The organism is Hungatella effluvii (genome assembly GCF_003201875.1).
Lineage (GTDB): Bacteria > Bacillota > Clostridia > Lachnospirales > Lachnospiraceae > Hungatella > Hungatella effluvii.
This window is the reverse complement of the sequence record NZ_QJKD01000011.1, coordinates 179,431-201,146: the sequence shown is the minus strand read 5'-3', so window position 1 is coordinate 201,146 and position 21,716 is coordinate 179,431. Positions and strand designations below refer to the sequence as shown.

Annotated in this window: 21 protein-coding genes; all 21 read right to left on the bottom strand. The window is 52.6% G+C overall.

Going from position 1 to position 21,716, the window contains the following annotated elements; genetic code table 11:
- Positions 1-88: 88 nt before the first annotated feature.
- The 21 genes from DFR60_RS20195 to DFR60_RS20095 all read right to left on the bottom strand — a co-directional run bounded on the left by DFR60_RS20195 (position 89) and on the right by DFR60_RS20095 (position 21,692).
- Positions 89-1,120, bottom strand: a complete 1,032-nt coding sequence (locus DFR60_RS20195; RefSeq protein ID WP_110324496.1) for a galactose ABC transporter substrate-binding protein — start codon at positions 1,118-1,120, stop codon at positions 89-91.
- Positions 1,121-1,137: 17 nt separating this feature from the next.
- The gene (locus tag DFR60_RS20190) at positions 1,138-2,148 is read right to left on the bottom strand and encodes a substrate-binding domain-containing protein (protein WP_110324495.1); all 1,011 of its coding nucleotides are present in this window, start codon (positions 2,146-2,148) and stop codon (positions 1,138-1,140) included.
- On the bottom strand, positions 2,145-3,938 hold the full coding sequence (locus tag DFR60_RS20185; RefSeq protein ID WP_110324494.1) for a sensor histidine kinase: 1,794 nt from the start codon (positions 3,936-3,938) through the stop codon (positions 2,145-2,147). The genes DFR60_RS20190 and DFR60_RS20185 overlap by 4 nt, the downstream gene beginning before the upstream one ends.
- Positions 3,939-5,561 carry a response regulator gene (locus DFR60_RS20180; RefSeq protein ID WP_110324493.1) on the bottom strand — a complete coding sequence of 541 codons (1,623 nt, stop codon included), beginning with the start codon at positions 5,559-5,561 and terminating at the stop codon, positions 3,939-3,941. It abuts the gene before it with no gap.
- 55 nt (positions 5,562-5,616) lie between these two features.
- Complete coding sequence (locus DFR60_RS20175; protein ID WP_110324492.1) at positions 5,617-6,252, bottom strand: precorrin-8X methylmutase; 636 nt, start codon at positions 6,250-6,252, stop codon at positions 5,617-5,619.
- A complete protein-coding gene (locus DFR60_RS20170; protein WP_110324491.1) occupies positions 6,249-7,808 on the bottom strand; it encodes a cobyric acid synthase in 1,560 nt (519 codons plus the stop codon). The genes DFR60_RS20175 and DFR60_RS20170 overlap by 4 nt, the downstream gene beginning before the upstream one ends.
- 5 nt (positions 7,809-7,813) lie before the next feature.
- On the bottom strand, positions 7,814-8,917 hold the full coding sequence (locus DFR60_RS20165; protein WP_110324490.1) for a pyridoxal phosphate-dependent aminotransferase: 1,104 nt from the start codon (positions 8,915-8,917) through the stop codon (positions 7,814-7,816).
- A gap of 208 nt (positions 8,918-9,125) precedes the next feature.
- Entirely contained in the window at positions 9,126-10,130 is a 1,005-nt protein-coding gene (gene cbiB, locus DFR60_RS20160; RefSeq protein ID WP_110324489.1) for an adenosylcobinamide-phosphate synthase CbiB, read from the bottom strand.
- Between the two features lie 10 nt (positions 10,131-10,140).
- On the bottom strand, positions 10,141-10,578 hold the full coding sequence (locus tag DFR60_RS20155) for a bifunctional adenosylcobinamide kinase/adenosylcobinamide-phosphate guanylyltransferase (protein WP_110324488.1): 438 nt from the start codon (positions 10,576-10,578) through the stop codon (positions 10,141-10,143).
- Between the two features lie 17 nt (positions 10,579-10,595).
- Positions 10,596-11,360: an adenosylcobinamide-GDP ribazoletransferase gene (locus DFR60_RS20150; protein WP_110324487.1), complete on the bottom strand. Its 765-nt coding sequence runs from the start codon at positions 11,358-11,360 to the stop codon at positions 10,596-10,598.
- 175 nt (positions 11,361-11,535) lie between these two features.
- The gene (locus tag DFR60_RS20145) at positions 11,536-12,177 is read right to left on the bottom strand and encodes a helix-turn-helix transcriptional regulator (protein WP_025530740.1); all 642 of its coding nucleotides are present in this window, start codon (positions 12,175-12,177) and stop codon (positions 11,536-11,538) included.
- Between the two features lie 16 nt (positions 12,178-12,193).
- Positions 12,194-13,384 (bottom strand): aminotransferase class I/II-fold pyridoxal phosphate-dependent enzyme, encoded by a 1,191-nt coding sequence (locus DFR60_RS20140; RefSeq protein WP_110324486.1) that lies wholly within the window; start codon positions 13,382-13,384, stop codon positions 12,194-12,196.
- Between the two features lie 14 nt (positions 13,385-13,398).
- A complete protein-coding gene (locus DFR60_RS20135; RefSeq protein WP_110324485.1) occupies positions 13,399-13,773 on the bottom strand; it encodes a RidA family protein in 375 nt (124 codons plus the stop codon).
- A 27-nt stretch (positions 13,774-13,800) separates the two neighbouring features.
- Positions 13,801-14,760: an ABC transporter ATP-binding protein gene (locus tag DFR60_RS20130; protein ID WP_110324484.1), complete on the bottom strand. Its 960-nt coding sequence runs from the start codon at positions 14,758-14,760 to the stop codon at positions 13,801-13,803.
- Positions 14,753-15,721 carry an ABC transporter ATP-binding protein gene (locus tag DFR60_RS20125; protein ID WP_110324483.1) on the bottom strand — a complete coding sequence of 323 codons (969 nt, stop codon included), beginning with the start codon at positions 15,719-15,721 and terminating at the stop codon, positions 14,753-14,755. Before DFR60_RS20125 ends, DFR60_RS20130 begins: the two co-directional genes overlap by 8 nt.
- Positions 15,722-15,736: 15 nt before the next feature.
- The gene (locus DFR60_RS20120) at positions 15,737-16,816 is read right to left on the bottom strand and encodes a M24 family metallopeptidase (RefSeq protein WP_110324482.1); all 1,080 of its coding nucleotides are present in this window, start codon (positions 16,814-16,816) and stop codon (positions 15,737-15,739) included.
- Between the two features lie 19 nt (positions 16,817-16,835).
- Positions 16,836-17,732 (bottom strand): oligopeptide ABC transporter permease, encoded by an 897-nt coding sequence (gene opp4C, locus DFR60_RS20115; protein ID WP_002603512.1) that lies wholly within the window; start codon positions 17,730-17,732, stop codon positions 16,836-16,838.
- Between the two features lie 10 nt (positions 17,733-17,742).
- Positions 17,743-18,702, bottom strand: coding sequence for an ABC transporter permease (locus tag DFR60_RS20110; protein ID WP_025530738.1), 960 nt, complete (start codon positions 18,700-18,702; stop codon positions 17,743-17,745).
- A gap of 16 nt (positions 18,703-18,718) precedes the next feature.
- A complete protein-coding gene (locus DFR60_RS20105) occupies positions 18,719-19,180 on the bottom strand; it encodes an aminopeptidase P family N-terminal domain-containing protein (protein ID WP_110324481.1) in 462 nt (153 codons plus the stop codon).
- 43 nt (positions 19,181-19,223) lie between these two features.
- Positions 19,224-20,486 (bottom strand): M20/M25/M40 family metallo-hydrolase, encoded by a 1,263-nt coding sequence (locus DFR60_RS20100; protein ID WP_110324480.1) that lies wholly within the window; start codon positions 20,484-20,486, stop codon positions 19,224-19,226.
- Positions 20,487-20,489: 3 nt separating this feature from the next.
- Positions 20,490-21,692, bottom strand: coding sequence for a M24 family metallopeptidase (locus DFR60_RS20095; RefSeq protein WP_110324534.1), 1,203 nt, complete (start codon positions 21,690-21,692; stop codon positions 20,490-20,492).
- Positions 21,693-21,716: the final 24 nt, after the last annotated feature.

The window sequence follows — 21,716 nt, the reverse complement described above, 5'->3', positions numbered from 1 at the left end:
ATTTTTTTCGTTTTTATATAAAATTTCTTAGATATTCTGTTTTTTACCTGTTTTTCCATGGTTTGAATCGCAACATGCACAAGACTTTTTATTTTTTATCGGCTGTTAGTGCAGTCTGCCTGCAATTATAGTATTTTCCTCCTTCCAAACTCACGATTTCCTGTACATTCTGTCCAAGTCCGGCCGCAGCGGCGATCTGGAACACCACATTTGCGTACTCCTCGCTGTCACACTGCACGGTTCCAAAGAGCTTCCCGGAACTCAGCCCCTCGATTCCCTGGGGCGTTCCGTCGATCCCCACGATCTTGATAGGTCTCGTGATTTTCTTCCGCTCCACCGCGTCAGCCGCACCCAGAGCCATTTCGTCATTGTTGCTGATCACGAGCTCGATTTTATCCGGATATTCATCGAGCCATTTCTCCATCCACGCGGAGCCCTGGCTCTTCTCCCAGTTTGCAATACCCCCGGTGATCTTTTCCAGGGGAACGCCTCCATCTTTTAAGGTCTGAATCGACCACTCCGTTCTGATCAGGGAATCCTGATGGCTCGTTTCTCCCTCAAGAAGCACATAGCTTACCTTGCCGTCACCATTTAAATCCAGAACAGCAGGGTCTTTCTTATAAGCTTCCACCAGAATATTTCCCTGCAAAACCGCCGATTCCTTGGCATCTTCCCCCACGTAATAAAGCTTCTCCCAACGTCTCATATCCTCTTCCACCGGTTCTCTGTTGAAAAATACCACTGGAATGTCGGCATCCATAGCTCTGCTGATAATATAGGAAGCAGATGAGCGGTCCACCATATTGACACAGATCACGTCTACCCCCAGGGAAATAAACCGGTCCACCTGGCTGTTTTGTGTATTCTGATTCCCTTTCTCATCCGCCACATCAAGAATCACTTTAACTCCAGTCTCCTTCTCATAGACTTTTGCCTTCTCCTCCATTTTTCCGCGGATATTATTGATAAATGGGTCATCTCCCCGATAAAGTGTCACACCGATCCTGAGCATCTTTTTCTCTTCTTTTTCACCGCGGCTTCGGCTTTGGAAAAGCAGGGAGCCCGATACAAGGATAACGGCTATTATCACGACTGCGATGCATGCATGTTTCTTTTTCATTTGCTCTCCTCTGTTCCTTACTCAATTGGATAAAGAATTTTCTCAAAACGTGTCTCTTTCAAATCATCTTTTTCGATGTAATACGATTCCAGCACGATCTGATCCCGGTCGCCGCGCTTCTCGATGGCCTCCACGGCCTTCACAATACTTAAGTATCCGGCATCGAACTGTTTTGTCGTCACAAGGCCCTTTATCACGCCGCGGTCCATCTGATTCAATATCTTCGTCGTGCTGCCGAAGCCATAGAGATTCGGTGTGTCTTTTCCAGAATCCGGGCTTCCCGCGATGATATCCGCCACCTGGTCCAGGCTCTGCACGTCCAGGGCAACGAAGATCTCATCCCCGCTGCCGGAAACCGTGTTTTCTTCAATCGTGCGGCGGAAGCCATCTTCACTTTCCGCCGTAAGGGCGCCGGAAGTGCCGCTTCTGTACTTTTCGTAGAGCTGCACATGGAAGCCCGCCTGGGAGAGCGCCGCCAGAAGGCTGCTGTACACTTCTTTGTTGTAGCCGTACTCCAGCCCCTCGGAGAATACGAGAACCGGCTTGTCCGGAGTATCTTCCCCTGCAATGGCTTCCCCCAGCATCTTCCCCGTCTCCTGGTAATCCTGTGAGATTCCGCTCATGGCCCAGTCGCCCGGGAAGATGGTTCCCATGACGATCAGCGGGCTGCTTAGGACCATTCCATCCAGTATGGCGCTGCACTCCTGCTGCTTTAAAGGCACCAGTACCACCGCCTTCGCTCCGTCGTCAATCTCGCGCTTTAACAGCTCCATCTGCTCCGTAACATCTCCCTTCTCGTACAGGGTAATGAAGTTGACATCCACGTTGTACTCATCCGCGGCCTTGTCCACGCCCTTGCGGAAATTTGTGTAGTAATCATCCGTGGTATCTCCAATCACAATGGATATCGGATAAATCTCCGTCTTCTTTTCCTTAATAATCAAATCCGTGGAGGACAGCAGAAACAGGAGGACTAAAACTCCCGCAAGCAGACTCCATATCATCTTTTCCCGCCTTGTCATCTTCATCTTTCTCCGCCCTCCGCCAGAATCCGGCTGTAGGGAACGGCGGGAAGGCGGATGGTAATCTCCGTCCCCTCGTCCGGTTCTGAATCGATCCTAAGTCCGTACTCCTCGCCAAAATAAAGTTTGATCCGCTCATTCACATTCTTTACGCCGATTCCGGATCCCTTCTTGGAGGTCACTAAAATCGAGTCGGAAAACAGGCTTTCCACCTGTTCCCGGGTCATGCCCAGCCCGTTGTCGCGGACCGTGAAGTATAAGTCCTCCCCTTCCTTCCACACCTTAAGCGTGATCTCGCCGTCGCCATCCATGAATTCCATCCCGTGGTAGATCGCGTTCTCCACCAGCGGCTGGAGCATCAGCTTTAAACTGGCCAGCTCCAGGCAGTCATCCGCGGCGTCGATGTAGTAAGAAAACTTGTTCTTAAAACGCATGTGCTGAATCATCAGATAGTTGCGCACGTGCTCCAGCTCGTCGTGCACGGTGATGATACTCTTGCCCTTGCTCAGGCTGATACGGAAGAACCGCGCAAGCGCCGTCACTACCTTGACCGCCTCCGCCTTCTGCTCATTTTCAATCATCCAGACGATGATATCCAGAGTGTTATAAAGGAAATGCGGGTTGATCTGAGACTGCAGCGTGTCAAATTCCTGCTTTCTCTTGGCCTCATGCTCCGTCACAATATCGTTCATGAGCACCCGGATCTGTCTGGCCATATTATTGATGGAGGTTCCCAGATGCTGAATCTCATACGATCCGCCGATATAGACCGGCGTCTCCAAATTTCCCTCCTCCAGAATTCCCACGGATTTCTCCAGTTCCTTGATGGGATTCGTGATTCTGGACGAAATATAGGAGTTGATAATTGTTAAAATAAAGAGAATCAGGGTGATCAGGAAAATGATAAACAGCCTTGTCTTTATGGAGTTTAGGGATACCACGTTCTTTGGAGTCACCCCTACGACCTTCCAGCCCGTGTAACCGACGGACTTCACGGTGATGATCCGCTCCCGCCCCTCGAACTTTTCCAGATGGTTTCCGTCCTTGTATCCGGCTGCCGTTAAATTATTCTCGGAGACCCGTCCGGAATCGATCAGCTGGATCTTCGGATGGTAGAGGATTTCCCCGTCGTTGCTGATTAAATAGACGTAGCCTCCTGTGCCTGTGGTCACGCCCTCAAACAGATGCGCCAGGCTGGAGTAGCTTAGATCCACCAAAAGGACGCCCTGCGCCGTCGATGTCCCTTCCGTCAGCTCCACCGCCCGGGACAGAGAGATCACCCACCGGTACTGGCTTTCATTGCCGTCGAAAATATACTGGACGTGAGGATTGGAGAAGTGCTGGTTCTCCGTCTTCTCCAGGGCGTTGGAAAACCAGCCGTCTCCGGTTACGTCCAGATTCGTCTTGATTCTGGCCGCCGGTACCGCCTCCTTTAAAGCCCCATCCTGGGAGAACAGGGCGATATTGTCCACATTGTCCTTGTTGTTGTCGTACAGCAGGGTGATCTCGCTGTTGATGGACTCCGAGGACAGGTCCGCATTCTTGACCGCACCGTAATACAGGGAATCCGACAGCTTCATGACCGTGCGCAGATAGCTCTCCACAGACCGCGCCACCTGGCCGATCAGACTCTGGTTTTCCTCCATGACCGTCTCGGACACCTGGCTCGACAGACGCTGGTAGATGGAAAATGTGATGAGCAGACTGGCTGCTAAGGCAGTCACGGTAAAATACGTAAAGATCGTATACCGTATACTGTTGTTATGAATCCTCTTGCCGTTTTTCTTTTTATTCATTTATCTGGCTCCACGGAATTTCGTCGGTGACACTCCAAATTTTTTCTTGAATACGTAGCTGAAATAGTTCTGCTCCTGGTAACCCACCTTGGAGGCGATGACGTACGTCTTGTCGTCTGTCTTGTTTAACAGTTCCACAGCCTTATTTAAGCGGATTTCCGTGAGATAGGCGATGTAGGCCTGCCCCGTCTCCTTCTTGAACATGGTCGAGAAATAAGCCGGGCTCATGTGCAGGTGGCGGCAGATCATTTCCACGGACAGATCGGGGTTCTGATAGTTGTCCATGATATACTGCTTCGCCTGCTGGATCACCTGGCGCGTCGTTATGTCACGCTCCTGATTGATGGCCTGGTTCATCTTGTGCGCCGTCTTTAACAGCCACTCGCCGAACTCCTCCCGCTTCTGAAGCTTATCGATGACGCTTAAGTATTCCAGCTCGCCTCCCAGAATCTCCTCCAGGTTTAAATCATACTGCTGGATCATCTGAATGATGGTGTTCAGGACGCCAAACACATACACCTGCTGCTGGCGGTAATGCACCTTTGCCGATTCCAGCTTGCCGGAGATTCTGGCCGTTACGGCCTCGATCTTCTCATCCGGTCCGAACTTAACTGCGGAAATAAAATCAGACTCATCTGCATTGTCAAATTCCAGCTTGCCGCTGCCCACCGGCTCCATATCGTTGATGTAGATCGTGATTCCGCTGCCTACCACCGCCTTATATCCCAGGGCTTCCACCGCCGACTGGTAGGAGCCTGCGATCTTCGACAGGCCGGTCACGCTGTGGCCGATGCCAATGGTGACCGGAACCTCCAGAATACGTTTGGCCTCCTTACAGATATCTCCCAGAACATCGATGAGCCCCGTCGTCGTATTATCGTCGTCGAGCGCCGCGATCACCACCATTTCGGCTTCGGCCGTGGATTGGAATAAGAAAAAACGACAGTAGCTTTTCAGTTTTTCCCTCACAATCTGCATGACGGAGATCGGAATCAGTTCCTCCTCCTCGTGGAGTGACAGTGTTTTTTTGCTTCTGTCGTCGCTCTTTTCCACATCGATGGCCGCGATCACCCATTTCCTGGCTCCCGTAATCGGGATATCGTATTCCTTAAGCTTCGACTCGATCAAATCATCCGACAGCCTCCGGTGCACCATGTCGTTGAAAAACTGCTCGCGGATAATCGGCAGGCTCTTTCTGTAATTTTCACGAAGGCGGCTCACATTGCGCTTCTCTTCGATCTCCTCGTCTAAATTGGATTTGATATGTTTCAGAATGGAGGTCAGCTCCTCCACGTTGACCGGTTTTAGAATGTACTCCGTCACGTTCAGCTTAATCGCCTTCTGGGCGTACTCGAAATCGTCGTAGCCCGAGAAAATAACCACCTTCATGGAAGGATACCTCTGCCGGATTTTCTCCGCCAGCGTAAGGCCATCCATATAGGGCATGCGGATATCGGTCAGTACCACATCCGGCTCTAAAACATCGATCTTTTCCAGCGCGTCTTCTCCGTTCTCGGCATCCCCCACCACCTTGAATCCGGCTGATTCCCAGTCGATCTGTTTGATAATGCTCTTGCGGACCTCTTCCTCGTCGTCCACCAAAATAATGCTGTATAAATTCATGATCTATACCCCTTCTCTCCTGTAAATAATAAGATTTTGTCTCTATGCAGTTCCGTTATATGCACTGATACAGCAGCGCGTTGCAGATGGCGGCCGCCACATTGCTTCCGCCCTTCCGTCCTCTCGCCACAATAAACGGGGTGTCGGGCAGTGAAAGGATCATCTCCTTCGACTGAACTACGTTGACAAAGCCTACCGGCACACCGATCACCAGTTTCGGTTTCAGCCTGCCCTCTTTAATCAGCTCGTACAGCCGGACCAGCGCCGTGGGGGCATTGCCGACTGCAAAGATACAGTCTCCGCCCAAATCGGCCGCCTTCTCCATACTGGCGCAGGCTCTGGTGGTTCCGAGCCGTTTCGCCGCCTCCGCCACGTCTTCATCGGCCATGAAACAGTCCACCGTACAGCCGCATTTTTGGAGGGCCGCCCGGTTGACGCCCGATTTCCCCATATTGGTGTCTGTGATGAAGCGGACGCCTTCTTTAATCGCCGCCTTCGCCAGCTCCACTGCGTGTTCGGAAAAGATTAAGCTGTCCGCATAGTCGAAGTCGGCGGTCGTGTGGATTACGCGTTTGATGACCAGTTCATTTTCCGGGTCCAGGACCCGGTCCCCCAGCTCCTCTGTGATAATCTCAAAGCTCCTTTTCTCTATGTCACCGGGAAGCACCCGTTCCAGTTCCGTCTTTATCATTCTGAATCTTCCTTTCTGCTATCTGTCATGCGATTGCTGTCGATTCCCATCATTTCGTAAACCGCCGCCATATCAAAGCTCTCTCTGATGACTGCCGCGAGACGGTCGTACTGCTGCTCCCGGTAGGCGGCGTAATGAAACTCTTCGTTTCGCACTGCAGTCAGCCCCTTTTTCTCAAGGAGAGCGCTCACAACCGTCTCTGCGATTCCCTCCCGGTCAAAGAATCCATGGATGTACGTGCCATAGACATGATTTCTCTGGCATCCATCCATCTTGGCCAGATGAGAGCCGTTCTGCTCCATCACATAGGACAGGGGCGGCACCGCGCGGACCGTCTCGCCCATGTGGATTTCGTATCCCTCGATCTCCATGCCCGAAAGCTCCTCCAGGATTCCGCCCACGGAGGCACAGGAACCGGTCACCCGGGTTCTCGTCTTCTCTTTCCCGAATACGGTCCTTACCGGAAGAAGCTTAAGCCCTTCCACCGGCCGCCCTCTGTAGGTTTCCGTCTCCACACCGAACGGGTCCTCCAGGCTTTCTCCCAGCATCTGAAAGCCGCCGCAGATTCCGAACACCGGAACGCCGGCGGACGCCAGCTTCAGCACTGCCGCCTCCAGGCCGTTCTCCCGCATCCAGAGTAAATCTTCTATCGTGTTCTTCGTCCCGGGAAGCAGGATCAGGTCCGGTTTTCCCAGATCCGACAAACGGTTCACATACGTAAGGCCGACTTCCGGCATACAGGAAAAGACCTGGAAATCCGTAAAATTGGAAATTCTGGGCAGCCGTATGACGGCAATGTCCACCAGCGTCTTTTTCCCTTTTTCTGTCCCGCTTAAATGGTGTCCCAGGCTGTCCTCATCCTCGATGTCCACATCGGCATAAGGAATCACTCCCGTAACCGGTATGCCGCACAGGTCCTCGATCATGTCCAGCCCCGGCTCCAGAATGGTCTTGTCTCCCCTGAATTTATTGACGACGAGCCCCTTCACCCGCGCCCGCTCTTCTTCCGAAAGCAGGGCCACAGTCCCGTAAAGCTGGGCAAACACTCCGCCGCGGTCGATATCTCCCACCAAAAGGACCGGCGCATCCGCCATCTTCGCCATGCCCATGTTCACGATATCATCCTTCTTCAGATTGATCTCCGCCGGGCTTCCGGCACCTTCGATCACGATGATATCGTACTCCTCCTCCAGTCTCCGGTATGCCTTTTCCACCTCGGGAATCAGCGTCTTTTTATATGCAAAATACTCTTTCGCCGGCATCGTTCCGATCGGTACGCCATGAACAATGACCTGGGAACCGGAGTCGGAAGTCGGCTTCAGCAGAATCGGATTCATATCCGCCTGCGGTTTAATTCCGGCTGCTTCCGCCTGCACCACCTGGGCGCGTCCCATCTCCAGCCCGTCCTCCGTTATATAAGAGTTTAACGCCATATTCTGCGATTTGAAAGGGGCGACCCGGTAGCCGTCCTGCTTAAAGACCCGGCATAACCCTGCCGCGATCAGACTCTTGCCCGCGTTGGACATCGTCCCCTGTATCATAACTGATTTTGCCATTGATCTTAATCCCTCTCTTCCATCGCCTTTTTCAGCTCCCGGATAAATGTCTCGTTATTGGCCCTGTCCTTTACGCAGACCCGGTAAAACCGTCCGTCAAGCCCCCGGTAATTGGCGCAGGAACGGATTAAGACACCGTTTTTCAAGCAGGCGTCATAGAGGCTGCGGGATTCCGGCGTCCGGGCCCTGCCCTGCGCCGGATCCCTGAAAAACAGATAGTTGGCTCTGGAATCGTAGACGAAAAGCCCCAGGCCCTCCATCTGCGCCTTCAGCCAGCTTCGCTCCCGGTTCACCAGCTCCCTCGCCCGGTTCACATACTCCGTCTCCCCAAGCGCGGCCTCGCCCGCCGCTTGAGCCGGACCGGAGACACTCCACGGCTGACGACAGCCGTCCATTGCTTCCAGAAGTTTCCGGTCCAGAGAAATACCGTAACCCAGCCGCAGCCCGGCCATGGCGTAAAGCTTCGTAAATGCCTTCAGAATAAACAGCCGGCGGAAACGTCCCGACCGCAGTTCCTTCATCACGGAAAAGCGCTCCGGCTCATCCAGGAACTCAATAAAACACTCATCCACCACACAGACAATGCCGCGTTCTTCGCAGTATTCCAGAAGAGGGATCAGCGCTTCCCGTTCCACCGCAAATCCGGTGGGATTATTGGGATTGCAGAGGAACAGGATATCCGGCCGCTGTCCGGCCGCCTCTGCCTCCTTTAAACGCGCGAGGAGCTCCGGTACCGAAAGGGCAAAGTCTTCCTCTTCCTTTAAGTCGAACCAGGTCGTCCCGCATCCTGCGGCCTTTAACGCCTGCTCATATTCCAGAAAGGAAGGGGCGATTAACAGCGCCCGCTTCGGACGCTTCGCCTGTACAATCAGAAAGATAAGCTCCGCCGCACCGTTTCCGCAGAGAACAGCCTCCCTTCCGATCCGGTGGTAATCCGCCAGCTTCGTTCGAAGGGCCTGGCACCGGCTGTCCGGATACACGCTGCAGCAGTCTGCCGCCCCGATGTAAGCATTTTTCACACCCTCGGGAAGCCCGAGCGGGTTTAGGTTGGCGGAGTAATCCAGCTCCACCCGATTCGTATATATGTCTCCTCCATGCTGGTATTCCATGATGTATATCTCCATTCTGTCATTTTACGTAACAGTTCAGACGGCGGAAAAATCAGTGCAAAGGCGGGCGTTAAGCCTGCTTATAAGACCGTTTTTGCACTGATTTTTACATCGGATGGATATCCGATGCTTCTTGACCGGCTTTTGGGGTCAAGAAGATGAGCCGTCTGAACTGTTATAATTTTACAGTCTGTTGTGCAGTGCCGGATTATCTAATAAATGGTATTGTAACCAGAAGCCCAAGAACCGCCGCTGCAAACAGCGCCGCCGCATACGTTCCCGTCATCAGCGTGTTTGCCCGCCGGATATCCTCATATTCCACGGACCGGTCTGCATCACCGATAGTCGGTTTCTCGTACAGCTTTCCGAAGTAGAATGCGTTTCCCGCCAGCTGAATTCCCAGTACGCCGGCACAGACTGATTCCGTCTGGGCGGAGTTGGGACTCTTATGGTTATAACGGTCACGTCTGAAGATCCGGATTCCGCCTCTTCCGCTGTAATGACGGTTTTCGGCTCCTTCTGCCGCCTCCAGGACATAACCCGCCGCGATCATGAAACAGGCCGAAAGCCTGGCAGGAATGTAGTTGCACACATCGTCCAGTCCGGCTGCTGTTCTTCCGAAGTTTATGTATTTGTCATTTTTATATCCAACCATGGAATCCATGGTATTAACCGCCTTATAGAGAAATATCCCGGTTCCGCCTCCCAGCACCATGTAAAAGAGCGGGGCGATGATTCCATCCGAGGTATTTTCCGCCACAGTCTCCACCGCAGCCTTCGTAATTCCCAGGTCTGTGAGACCTTCGGTATCCCGCCCTACGATCATGGAGACTGCGGTTCTTGCGCCCTCTGTGTCCCCGGCCGCCAGTGCGTCATACACCTTCATGCTCTCCTTTTTCAAAGAACGCCAGGCCATCATCTGCCCGCACATCACGCTTTCCACCGCCACTCCTGCCAATGGATGAACCGCGTACGCGGCGGCCAGAACGAGCAGCGAGGCAAGTCCTGTGATCAGAAGAACAGCCGCGACCAGCACGGTTCCCGCCCTTCTCTCCGACTTTTCGTTTGCAGGAAACCATTTGCGGAGCCGCGCCTCCAGCCATGCGATCAGGTTACCGATGCCGCAGACCGGGTGGGGTATACTCCGTGGATCTCCAAACAGCGCATCAAGGGCACAGCCCGCAAATGCAGCCAGTATATGGTAACGTATCATCTGTTCTCCCTCATTTCAGCCTGGTGGCGATGCCGCAGATCATGCGGTACACCGCTTCGGAATCTGCCGCCAGCTTTTCTGCCGCCCTCCCGGCTGCCTCCCGCCATGCCCGCTCCTCCGGGTCTACCGGAACGATACCGCATCCTATCTCGTCTGCGGTAATCACGACATCCGGATTCTTCGCCTCAATCGCGGCTATAAATTCATTGACATCCCGCTCTTCCCAGAGCAGTCGTCTCACAAAGTAATGAAATCCGCTGATAACCGGCCGCTCAAGGGCCGTTTCGAACGGATCCCTCCGTCCGCTGGCCACCGGAAGCGTTCTCTCTTCCGTTTTAGAACCGGTGTAAAGTACGTGTTCTCCTATTCCCGGCGTGGCCCGGCCTGCTGCAAGTGTTTCCGCAAATGCCGTCTTCCCCTGCCACGCACCGCCCGTAATAAATATCATAAATATTCTCCTGTTCTTTATATGGCAAAGCGGGTCACAGCCGCCAGCACCGCTGTCAATACCAGCTCGCACACCTGAAGGAAGTATCCGGCCAAATCTCCCGTAATTCCGCCGAATTCCTTTTTCGCCATACGGTAATAGTACAAAAATGTCAGAGCGGCGCCAACCGCTGTTATCGATGCGGCCGCGGCTCCTCCCGCATACAGAATCCAGCCTTCTGCCAGAACCAGATAACACCACATGGTCACGGCGACCGTCTTCTTCTGTGCCTGTCCGGAAAATGACGCGGCGAGTCCGCTGTTCTTCGCCATCGGAAAGGTCACCACGGCAAGTCCGGAAAGCGCCCTTGATATCACAAAAATCCCTCCGTAGGCCCCCAGAAGCACCGGTTTCATCTCTCCGAAAACCGCCACATAGAGCAGCAGATACACGCAGCAGCCGATAATGGCGAAAGCCCCCGTATGAGGGTCCTTTAAAATCTCCAGTTTCTTTTCCACCGGCGCGTGCGAGGCTCTGGCATCTGTCACGTCGAGAAACCCATCCATATGGATTCCGCCCGTGACGATGAGAGGCACCAGGACCGGTAATATTTTAGCCATCCAGTCCAGCTTAAGCATCGTAAGCACCAGCACGGAACCGTATGTCAAGGCTCCGATCACCACACCGATTAACGGGAAGAAGCACATGGCGTATTTCATCCGCTCCTTCGTCCAGGATACCTGGGGCACGGGGATTACAGAGTACATGGAAAACGCGATTGCAAGGCTGCCCAGTAAGTTCATCGTTCCATTCCTCCCATTATAAAAATTATCTCTATTATCATACAACAAAACAGGGATTTCGTACAGAGAGCAGATACATTTTATATCGGGCAGAATAGAATTAATATTCCTATGGAACAAGAAGAAGCCCCTGCAGCCATTTGCCCTGCAGGGACTCCCAATCCGCTTGACGCGGTTACTTATGCTTTGTTCTGATTTCTTTTAAATAATTATAAACAGTAAAGTTTGTCACGCCCAGGCACTCCGCTACGTATTCCACAGAGCCCTTGACATCAAAGATTCCCTTGTGCTCCAAATCGTCCACCAGGGCCAGTTTGTCTTCTTTCTGCATGTAGGCCACCGGCTTATTCACCAGGGCCAGCTCGCTGCCGACCATGGATTCCATGACCTCAGAAATATCCTGGGCAAACATCTCCTTCGGCACTTCGTGCTCCTCATTCTTAAATTCCACCAGCCGCTCCAGCAGCCGGTTGGCAACCATAAAATCCGTCAGATCCTGGTTGATACAGAGCGAACCGATGATTTTCCCATCGTTGTCTCTGATGAAAATGGTGGAAGAACGCAGTACACGCCCGTCAGGCATAACGTTTTTATAATTGATGCTGTCTTTTGCCTCATCCCCGTACTCTCTCAGCAATTGAATCAGGTAATTCGTTGCCGGTCCCCCAATCTTTCTGTGGGTGATGCTTCCTTCTATTCCAACGATTGAGCTTTCCACATGGCTTAAGTCGTGCAGAATGACCTCATACCTGTCGCCGAGCATCTGATGGATGCTCCTTAACATTTTTTGAATTACCTGAAGATTTTCATGCATCATTAACTCGACCTTTTCCTTATTTATTTTCTTCCAGAAACATCTTTAATCCCTTTTCCAGCCGGTTTAAGCCTTCTTCCAGAATCTCATGGCTGGTGGCAAAACAGATTCTCATGCCGCCCTCGGATCCCGGGCCAAAGAACGCGTCCCCTCCCGGAACCAGTGCAAGGCCGGCGTGTTCGATCAGGTAATCGGTAAACTGAGAGGAAGGCACACCCAGACCACTGATATCCACATACAGAAGATACGTGGCCTGCGGTTTATGGCAGCGGATCACCGGCATACGGTTGATTCTCTCCACCGCGTAATCCCGGTTCTTTACCAGATGGCCGATAAATTCATCTACCCAGTAGTAGCACTCCTTTAAGCATGCAATTCCCGCGATCTGGGATACAGAAGCGATACCGCCCGCCGTAGTCATCACCGCGGACTTATCCACAAGGCGGTCAAACACCGCTTTGTCCGTACAGTAGATCATTCCCGCCCGAAGTCCCGCTATACCAAAGCTCTTGGAGAAGCCGAAGACGCTCATGACACGACCTGTCCGTTCCTCTCCGAGAGAGAGAATGCTTAAAAACTGATTCTCCGGATACACAATATCGGACCAGATCTCATCGTTCATAATATACAGACCGTATTTCTCGCAGAGGCTCATGATGTGTTCCAAATCCTCCTGACGGTAGAGGACTCCATATGGATTGTGAGGATTGCACAGCCCGATCATCTTCGTCTTTGGCGTTATATAGTTTTCCAGCTCGCTCAAGTCGATATAACCGTCTTTCAGCTTCGCCGGGAACAGAACCGGCACGCCGCCGGCAGCGAGGCAGGACTCCTTAAATAAGTAATCCACCGGGTCAAACACGATCATCTCATCGCCTGGTTTTAAAAACGTCTCAGCGATAATATACATCCCTCTGGCCGCACTGTCAATCGGAAGGATACAATCCTCACTGATTTTCTCGTGTTTCCGCTCCCACAGCGCTCTGGAGGCCGCCTCCATAAACTCCGGATAGCCCATCTTCGGCGTGTAGGAAAAGTAGCCGTTGTCGACGTAATCGCGAAGCGCCTTCCGGATCTCCGGCGCCACCGGATAGTCAGGATCGGCGGCCGTCAAAGGAATGGTTCCCTCCGGCACCTCTGCCCAGCGGTAATTGTAAGCCCATTTTTTCAGCACATCCAGTTTTATATTATTTCCATCGAATAAAGCCATGGTCCTCTCCTCTTCTATTCCTTATAAGCGATCGCTTCAATTTCGCACAGCACGTTCTTCGGCAGCGTCTTTACCGCGACACAGGAACGCGCCGGGCTGCTGACAAAATACGTCTCGTAAATCTGGTTAAACACAGGGAAATCCGCCATGTCCGCGAGGAAGCAGGTGGTTTTGATCACGCGCTCCATGCTGCTTCCGGCCGCTTCCAGCACCGCCGCCACATTCTTGCAGGACTGAGCCGCCTGTGTCTCGATGGTGGTTCCTTCGGTTTCGCCGGTCGCCGGATTGACTGGTATCTGTCCGCTGGAAAATACCAGATTTTCAAATACCATTCCCTGTGAATACGGTCCTATCGCCTTCGGTGCGTTTTCTGTTACGATCTTGTTCATTGTTCCATCCTCCAATTAGTTGTAGTTTTATTCCATATCCAGATGACAGGCTACCAGCGTGCCATCGGCCATCTTCTTTAAATCCGGTTTCTTTTCCCTGCAGATATCCATACAGCAGCTGCACCTCGTATGGAACGGGCAGCCGCTGGGCGGATTCACCGGACTGGGAATATCGCCCTGTAAGATAATCCGGTTCTTGCTGCCGTGCCCCTTTACGCTGGATACTGCTGATAAAAGCGCCTTTGTATAGGGATGCCTCTGGTTCCCATAGATCGCCTCTTTGGTTCCAAGCTCCACGATATTCCCCAGATACATGACCATGACTCGGTCGCAGAAATGCTTGATGATCCGCAGATCATGGGAGATAAAGAGGTAGGTCAGCTGGTACTCTTTTTTGATGTCCTGCATCAGATTGATTACCTGGGCCTGGATTGATACATCCAGGGCGCTGACCGGCTCATCACAGACCACGAACTCCGGATGAAGGGCGATCGCTCTCGCAATGCCCACACGCTGGCGCTGGCCGCCGGAAAATTCGTGGGGATAGCGAAGGATATGCTCGGGACGCAGCCCCACGCACTCGATCAGCTTTTCCACTTCCCGGTAGATCTCTTCCTTACTCATCTCCGGATGGTGAATCCAGAACGGCTCTGCCAGGATTTGAAATACCGTCTTTCTCGGATCCAGCGACGCATAAGGATCCTGGAAAATGATCTGCATTTCCTTTCTTAAGGAGCGCATTTCTTTTCCTTTCATCTTACCAATGTCTTTTCCCTTGTACAGTACGGTTCCTTCCGTACAGTCAAGGAGCTTTAAAACCATGCGGCCCGTGGTAGATTTTCCGCAGCCGGATTCCCCTACCACCCCCAGGGTCTCGCCCTTGTAAATATCAAAACTGATATCATCCACGGCTTTCACGACCTTGTTTCTGTCACTGGTAGGAAAGTATTTTTTTATATTTTTTGCCTGAATCAGGATTTCACTCATGCTCATACCTCCTGCATCTGACTTCCCGCTGATCAGAAAGCCGGGTCAACTGGCTGTGGTTCTTTCCGCACTCTTCCGTATAATACTTGCAGCGCGGGCCGAATCGGCAGCCTGACGGCATATCATAGAGGCTGGGAACCAGTCCCTCCAGGGTCTGGAGCCGGTCCACCTCCTGATCGATATCGGGGATGGAGGCCATGAGCCCCTCCGTGTAAGGATGCATGGGATTATCAAAAAGCTGGCGTGTCTCCGCCTTTTCCACAATCTCCCCCGCATACATGACGACCACCTCGTCGGCCATCTCCGAGATCACGCCCAGGTCATGGGTAATAAAGATGATGGCCATGCCCAGCTTGTCCTTCAGCTCATTTAACAGTTCCAGGATCTGCGCCTGTATGGTCACATCGAGAGCTGTAGTCGGTTCATCGGCGATCAGCAGTTCGGGGTTACAGGACAGCGCCATGGCGATCATCACCCGCTGTCTCATTCCGCCCGACAGCTGGTGGGGATACTCATCCACCCGCTTTTCCGCCTCCGGGATCTCCACCAGCTTCAGCAGTTCGACTGCCCTCTGGCGGGCCGCGTTTTTATCCATGCCGAGATGCAGCATCAGCGCCTCCTCGATCTGGTAACCGACGGTAAACACGGGATTTAAAGAGGTCATGGGTTCCTGAAAGATCATGGATATCTTATTTCCGCGGATCTTCCTCTTCTCCTTTTCCGAAAGCTTGCTTAAGTCCTCCCCGTGAAACAGGATTTCCCCGCCTTCATGCCTTCCCGTCACCGGGTCCACCAGCCCCATGATCGATAAACTGGTCACGCTCTTGCCGCATCCGGACTCGCCCACGATGCCCAGCACCTTCCCCTTGTCCAGGGAAAAGGATACACCGTCCACCGCCTTAGCGCAGCCCGCATCCGTATAAAAATATGTTTTTAAGTCTTTTACTTCCAATAAGCTCATTAACGGTCTCCTTTCCTATTCAATATGAATCTCATGCGGCGTATGGGAAAGGTTTTCCACTCCGCTTTCCGTCACCAGTACGTCATCCTCCGTGCGGACGCCGCAGACTCCCGGGAAATAGAGGCCCGGCTCTATGGTAAATATCATATTCGGCCTCAATACCGTGTCCTTTCCAATCTGGACTCTTGGACATTCGTGGATCTGAAGGCCGATTCCATGCCCCAATCCGCGAAGCGCGTAATCGTCCAGCCCCTCTCTGATAAATACAGCCCTGTGAGCCGCCTCCACCTCGCTGGAGTGCACACCCGGCCGCACCGCTTCCACGGCCCGTTTTCCGGATTCCAGGACCAGATTAAAAATCCTCCTGTTTTCCTGGGAAATATCTCCGAAAAGCAGCGTCCTCGTCATATCGGAGCAGTAACCGTCGTACATGACGCCGAAGTCAACCACCACCATATCACCGTTTTCGATGACCTTGTTCGTCGGAAATCCGTGAGCCATGGCTCCTCGCGCGCCCGAGGCGACAATGGTTCCAAAGCTCATGGCCTCGGCGCCCTCTCTATTTACCAGGTAATGAAGTTCGTCCGCTAAATCCTTTTCCGTCATACCGATTTTAAGTCTCGGAATCAGCCGGTCAAAGCCTGCCTCGGCGCGCCGGATGGCCTCCCTGGTGGCTTCTATTTCCCATTCGTCCTTCACCATGCGCAGCTCCAGAAAGTACTCATCCTCCAGTACGGTCCTGTGGTCTCCCAAGTGCTCCTTTAAGGAAAAATACTCTCCGGCGGTCATGCCGCTTTCCATGACGGAAGAAGTGATTCCAAGCCGCTTCATGGTGTCCGCCACCAGTCTCAGCCGGTCCTGGCTGTGCTCCACGATCTCGCAGTCCACAGTCTGCTCCTTCGCCTGGGTCGTATACCGTTTGTCCGTTATGAGAACGACGTGGTCACGCGTGACGAGAAGGTAACCGCTGCTCCCTGTAAATCCGCAGAAATATCTGCGGTTTTCATACGAAGTGATCAGCGCTCCCGTAAGGCCGTGATCCTCGATGTAAGCTCTGAGGCCCGACAGCCTCTTTTCATATTGTATCTTCTTCATCTAAACTCCTGTCCCGCGGTTACTTCTTCTGTCTTGCGTCAAATGCGTCTCTTAAGCCGTCACCGATAAAGTTGATGCTCAGCACTGCCAGGAAAATACAGACTCCCGGCGGCACCCACTGCCACGGGCGCAGCGTCAGCGTGGATAAGTTGTTGGCGCTCATCAGCATGTTTCCCCAGCTGGCCGTCGGCATCTGAACACCGACACCCAGATAGCTTAAGGAAGCTTCTGTCAGGATCGCCCTCGCCATCTGAAGGGTGGCTTCCACGATAATCGGGGCCATGATATTCGGAATGATATGATGGAAAATAGTGCGTCCATCCGTCGCCCCCAGTGAGATGGAGGCCTGCACATACTCCAGCTCCCGGACCCTTAAAATCTCGCCTCTGACGAACCTCGCCGTTCCGGTCCAGTTACAGAGTCCGATGATAATCATAATATTATAGATGCTGGGCTTTAAGATGGTTGCGATAATGATGACCAGGAAAAGCACCGGAAAGCAGTAGACAACATCGACCACACGCATGATAAAGGTATCCACCCACCCGCCGAAATAACCGGCCAGCGCTCCTAATAAAATACCGATACCGGTGGAAATGCCAACGGCCACCACGCCAACGCTCATAGACACTCTGGCCGCGTAGATCACCCGGCTGAACGTATCGCGTCCCAGGCTGTCCGTCCCCAGAATCGTGCCGCTCTTCGCAGGAGAGCTGTTCTTTAAAATGAGGCCGTTTGCATCGGTTAAAGATACATACGGATCATTCTGTACGATGAGGGGCGCCAGTATGGCCGCGGCAATCATCAGAAGAATGATGACGCTTCCGATCAGAGCCAGTTTATTTTTGCTGAACCGCTTCCACGCATCCGTCTTGAAGAGATTAGTCCGTTTTTTATATGTAATTTTTTTCTCCATGGAAGCCTCCTTAGTATCGTATTCTCGGGTCTACGAAGGAATAGAGAATATCCGCAACGAGATTGCCCACGAGAACCAGAATTGCCGTAAACAGAGTCAGACCCATAAGCACTGCGTAGTCTCTGTTTGCGATGGCATCAACGCCCAGAAGCCCCATACCCGGCCAGCTGAACACTTTTTCCGTGATGTAGGCGCCGCCGAATAAATTCGGGATGGATAAACCGAAGATGGTGATAACGGGAATCAGGGAATTCTTCAGCGCGTGGCGGTAGATGACCACCTTCTCCGAGAGCCCTTTTGCCCTGGCCGTGCGGATATAATCCTGGTTCAGCGTTTCCACCATGCTCGACCGGGTAAAGCGCATGACCGTGGCCAGATTGGCCAGGGACATCACAAGGGCAGGCATGACAAGGTACTTCATCTTATTCAGGAACAGAGCCATCCCGGTCCCCTTAAAGGTGGTATCGCCAAAGCCCGACGTCGGAAACCATTTCAGCTTGATGGCGAAGATGTAGATCAGACCCATGCCAAAGAAGAAGCTGGGAATCGAAATACCGATAAAGGAGAAGATGGTAAGGCCGTAATCTCCTGCCGAGTATTTGTGGGTCGCAGAGTATACGCCCAGCGGAATTCCCACCACAAAGCTGATGACAAACGCTGTTACCGTAAGCAGCAGCGTAGCGGGAAGGCGCTCTAAAATCATGGCCAGAACCTGCTGTCCCGAATTGGTGCTGTAGCCGAAATTGCCCTGCAGCAGCTCCCTCAGCCAGTTGACGTACTGAATGATAATCGGCTTATTTAAGCCCATCGCTTCCTTGGCCCTTAAGATAGACTCCGCAGAAGTACGCGGATTGATCATATTGGCCAGGGGGCCGCCCGGCGCCAGTTTCATGATGAAATAGGTCAGTATCGTAATGCCGAACACCACGGGAATTGACTGTATTAACCGTTTTCTTATGTATTTTCCCATCGATAACCTCCTGATCTTATTGGTGATTTACAGCCTTAACCTGTGGAATAAACAAATCAGAGCTGACCTCCAAAAACTCCAGCTGTCCCTTGATATGAGCCTTATAATACTCGTACCGCCCCAGTGTCAGTCCGTCGCATTCCGCATCCGTCTCGGAAAAATCAAGGGCTACCCGCTTCGGATTCAGCTTTTTCAGCAGTCCGGCAACCGTGCTGTCGTAGTCCTGATAGCGGATCACCTCGTCGAACAGGCCGGATTCCTCTACGTCCTGAGCGTCTATGGAAGACGCCACTCCGTAGCGTTTTCCTTCCTTTGTAAAGAAGAACGCTCCGGAACCCACGGTATCGACTCCGGGAATGAACCGGGTCATCTTATCGCTTCCCTCGCTGGTAATGATTAAAAATAAGTCTATGTCCAGTTCTTTCAGTTTCTCAGTCACGTCGTGGATCACACGATTATGAAATTCAAAGTTTTTCATATTTTCCTCCATACTATGTAATAGCAGGCCGCTCTTTTGCGGCTCACAAACAGTTTTTCTCAATTAAGCGGTCCAACACCCTGCATCCGAAGAGATAGGATTCCGTGGATATACTCTCGTCATTTCCGTGAACCTTCGGAAGCACTGCGTCGAAGGAATCATCCATTAACAGGGGGGAGCATCCGTAAACCATACTGCCTTCCGAACCGAAGAAGCGGCCATCCGTGCGTCCCAGCGCAAGCATGGGAAGAACCTCGCAGGAGAAGCCCTCCTCCCTGCTGATCGTCCTCAAATCCCCGATCAGGCTTTTCAAGGCGGAATTGTCGAAATTGCTTTCAAATCCCCTCTCAAAGCTCAGGATCTCATACTGCACACCGGCCTTCACATGGCGTTTTACAAACGCCTCGATCTCCTCTTCCCTCGTGCCCGGAAGCACTTTAAACTCCAGAACCACTTCCGCCGCGGCCGGAATCACATTGCTCCGGTCTCCGATCTGGTAATCCCGGAGGCCGATGGTATTCTGTCCCGCGTATCCGAAGATATCGGCCGCCACCGGATTGTCACAGGTGCGGCCGCCCAGAATCCGGGCCATGGCTTCCTGTGTTGCGTGGCTTCCGAAACACAGCTCATCCTCCGCTCCAAAAATCTCTTCCAGCACGGCTGCCAGCTTTAAGATGGCCTGATCGTCACCGGGCGCACTGGCATGGCCGCCGCGGCCCGAGGCCGTAAGCTTTACCCGGCAGACAGCCTTTTCTCCCACAGTCAGCATCAGGTAGTCATTTCCGTTAATCCGGAGGGGAAATCCGCCTCCTTCATTGATTACCATGGCATTCTGAAACAGCTCCGGCCTGGCCTCTTTCACGTACTCCATACCGAATTTACTTCCCGCTTCCTCATCGATGGTAGCCAGGAACCAGACGTCGCGTCTCAGCTTCCTTCCCGACCGCTTCAGGTTCAGAAATGCATTCAGCTCCATGACGGTTAAATGCTTTGTATCCAGAGTTCCCCTTCCGTAGATTCTGCCCCCTTCTTCCACTCCGCCGAAGACCGGCCAGTTCCATTTGTCAGAATCGCCGTCCACCACATCCACGTGGGAAATCAGCACGAGGGGGCCTTCCTCCGGCTGTTTGGCTGGTAAATGGGCGAGGAGGTTTAACCGCTCCGGATCTTTAAAGATCCGCTCTGTCTCGATCCCCTCCTCCTTTAATATCTGTTCGAGGAACATGACGGCCTCCTTCTCGGAGGGAGATGCAGTTACCGAGGGAATTGAAATGAGATGAATCAGTGTCTCTTTCACATTTTCCATGAATTAAGCCTCTCTGTATGGGATCTCGATCAACGCTGTCTGGCGTTTGCTGATCAGTCTGCATCCATCATCGGTCAGAATTACGTCGTCCTCGATGATCGCACAGGGAAGTCCATCCGGCTGAAGTACGGTCGGTTCCAGCGCGTAGATCTCATTCTTTCTCAAGACGCCCTGGCAGCTTAACCTGGCCCTGTTTGGCCCGAGGGTTGTTCCGCCGTCGTGCACTTCCAGGCCTACCTGATGGCCTACGGAGTGTGGGATATTGGGATAACCGCTGTCCAGAATGGACTGTCTTCCGACTGCATCCACCTCGTAGCCCTTCATACCCGGTTTGATCACCTTCATGACCTCACCAACCGCACGGATTGCCCCGTTTGCGCAGTCAGTAACCTCTTTCGGCGCATGCTCCTCACCTGGTTTTAAGAAATACATGGTACGCGCGATGTCGGAGGTATAGCCGTTAAATCGGATGCTGAAATCGATGACCAGCATATCACCCGGAAGGCAGATATTCTTCGCGTTCGGCTTCCTGTGGGACATACCGCCCTTGACGAGAAGAACCAGCGGATATTCCGGCGGATTTCCAAAGGCCGTGATGACGTTCCGCTTTGCGCACTCTTCCATCATAATATCTCCCACATCGATTTCACTGAGTCCAACATGGAGGCGCGCAAAAAGTGCGTCGTAAATATCGGTCGTTAAGCGGCTGCACTCTTCCATGATGGCAATCTCGCTGGGTGTCTTTACCGCACGGAGTTCTTCCAGCATCCGGTAGCTTCCGGTCTTTAACGCTTTCATGCGTTCCTCACCCAGAGCCCCGCATACTTTTTTATAGAGTCCCAGTCCAAGGCCGTCGCAGCGGGAATCCTCGGTGGAATCGTTGACCGCGATCCGATTGGGCTTCTTTTCGTCACACACTGCTGCAAATTCCTTCATTACCGTATCCGGTGTCACGGTCTTCACACGGGTAAAGATCCCGGCCGCTTCATATACCGCCGCGTCGGACGCTTCCGCAAACGCCATCTTATCCCCTTCCGCCGTCAGCACGAACAGGACCTCGTTCTTTGTATTGGTATTGAACATCAGTTCCAGTGACGGATCCTGATTCAGTCTGGAATAAAACATCCACATATCGATCTGATTTTCTTTTAATATCTGGACTGCGCGGTCCATCTTTTCAACCGCTACATTTTTTCTGTCTACCATAATGTTCCCCTTCTTTCTTTTCGC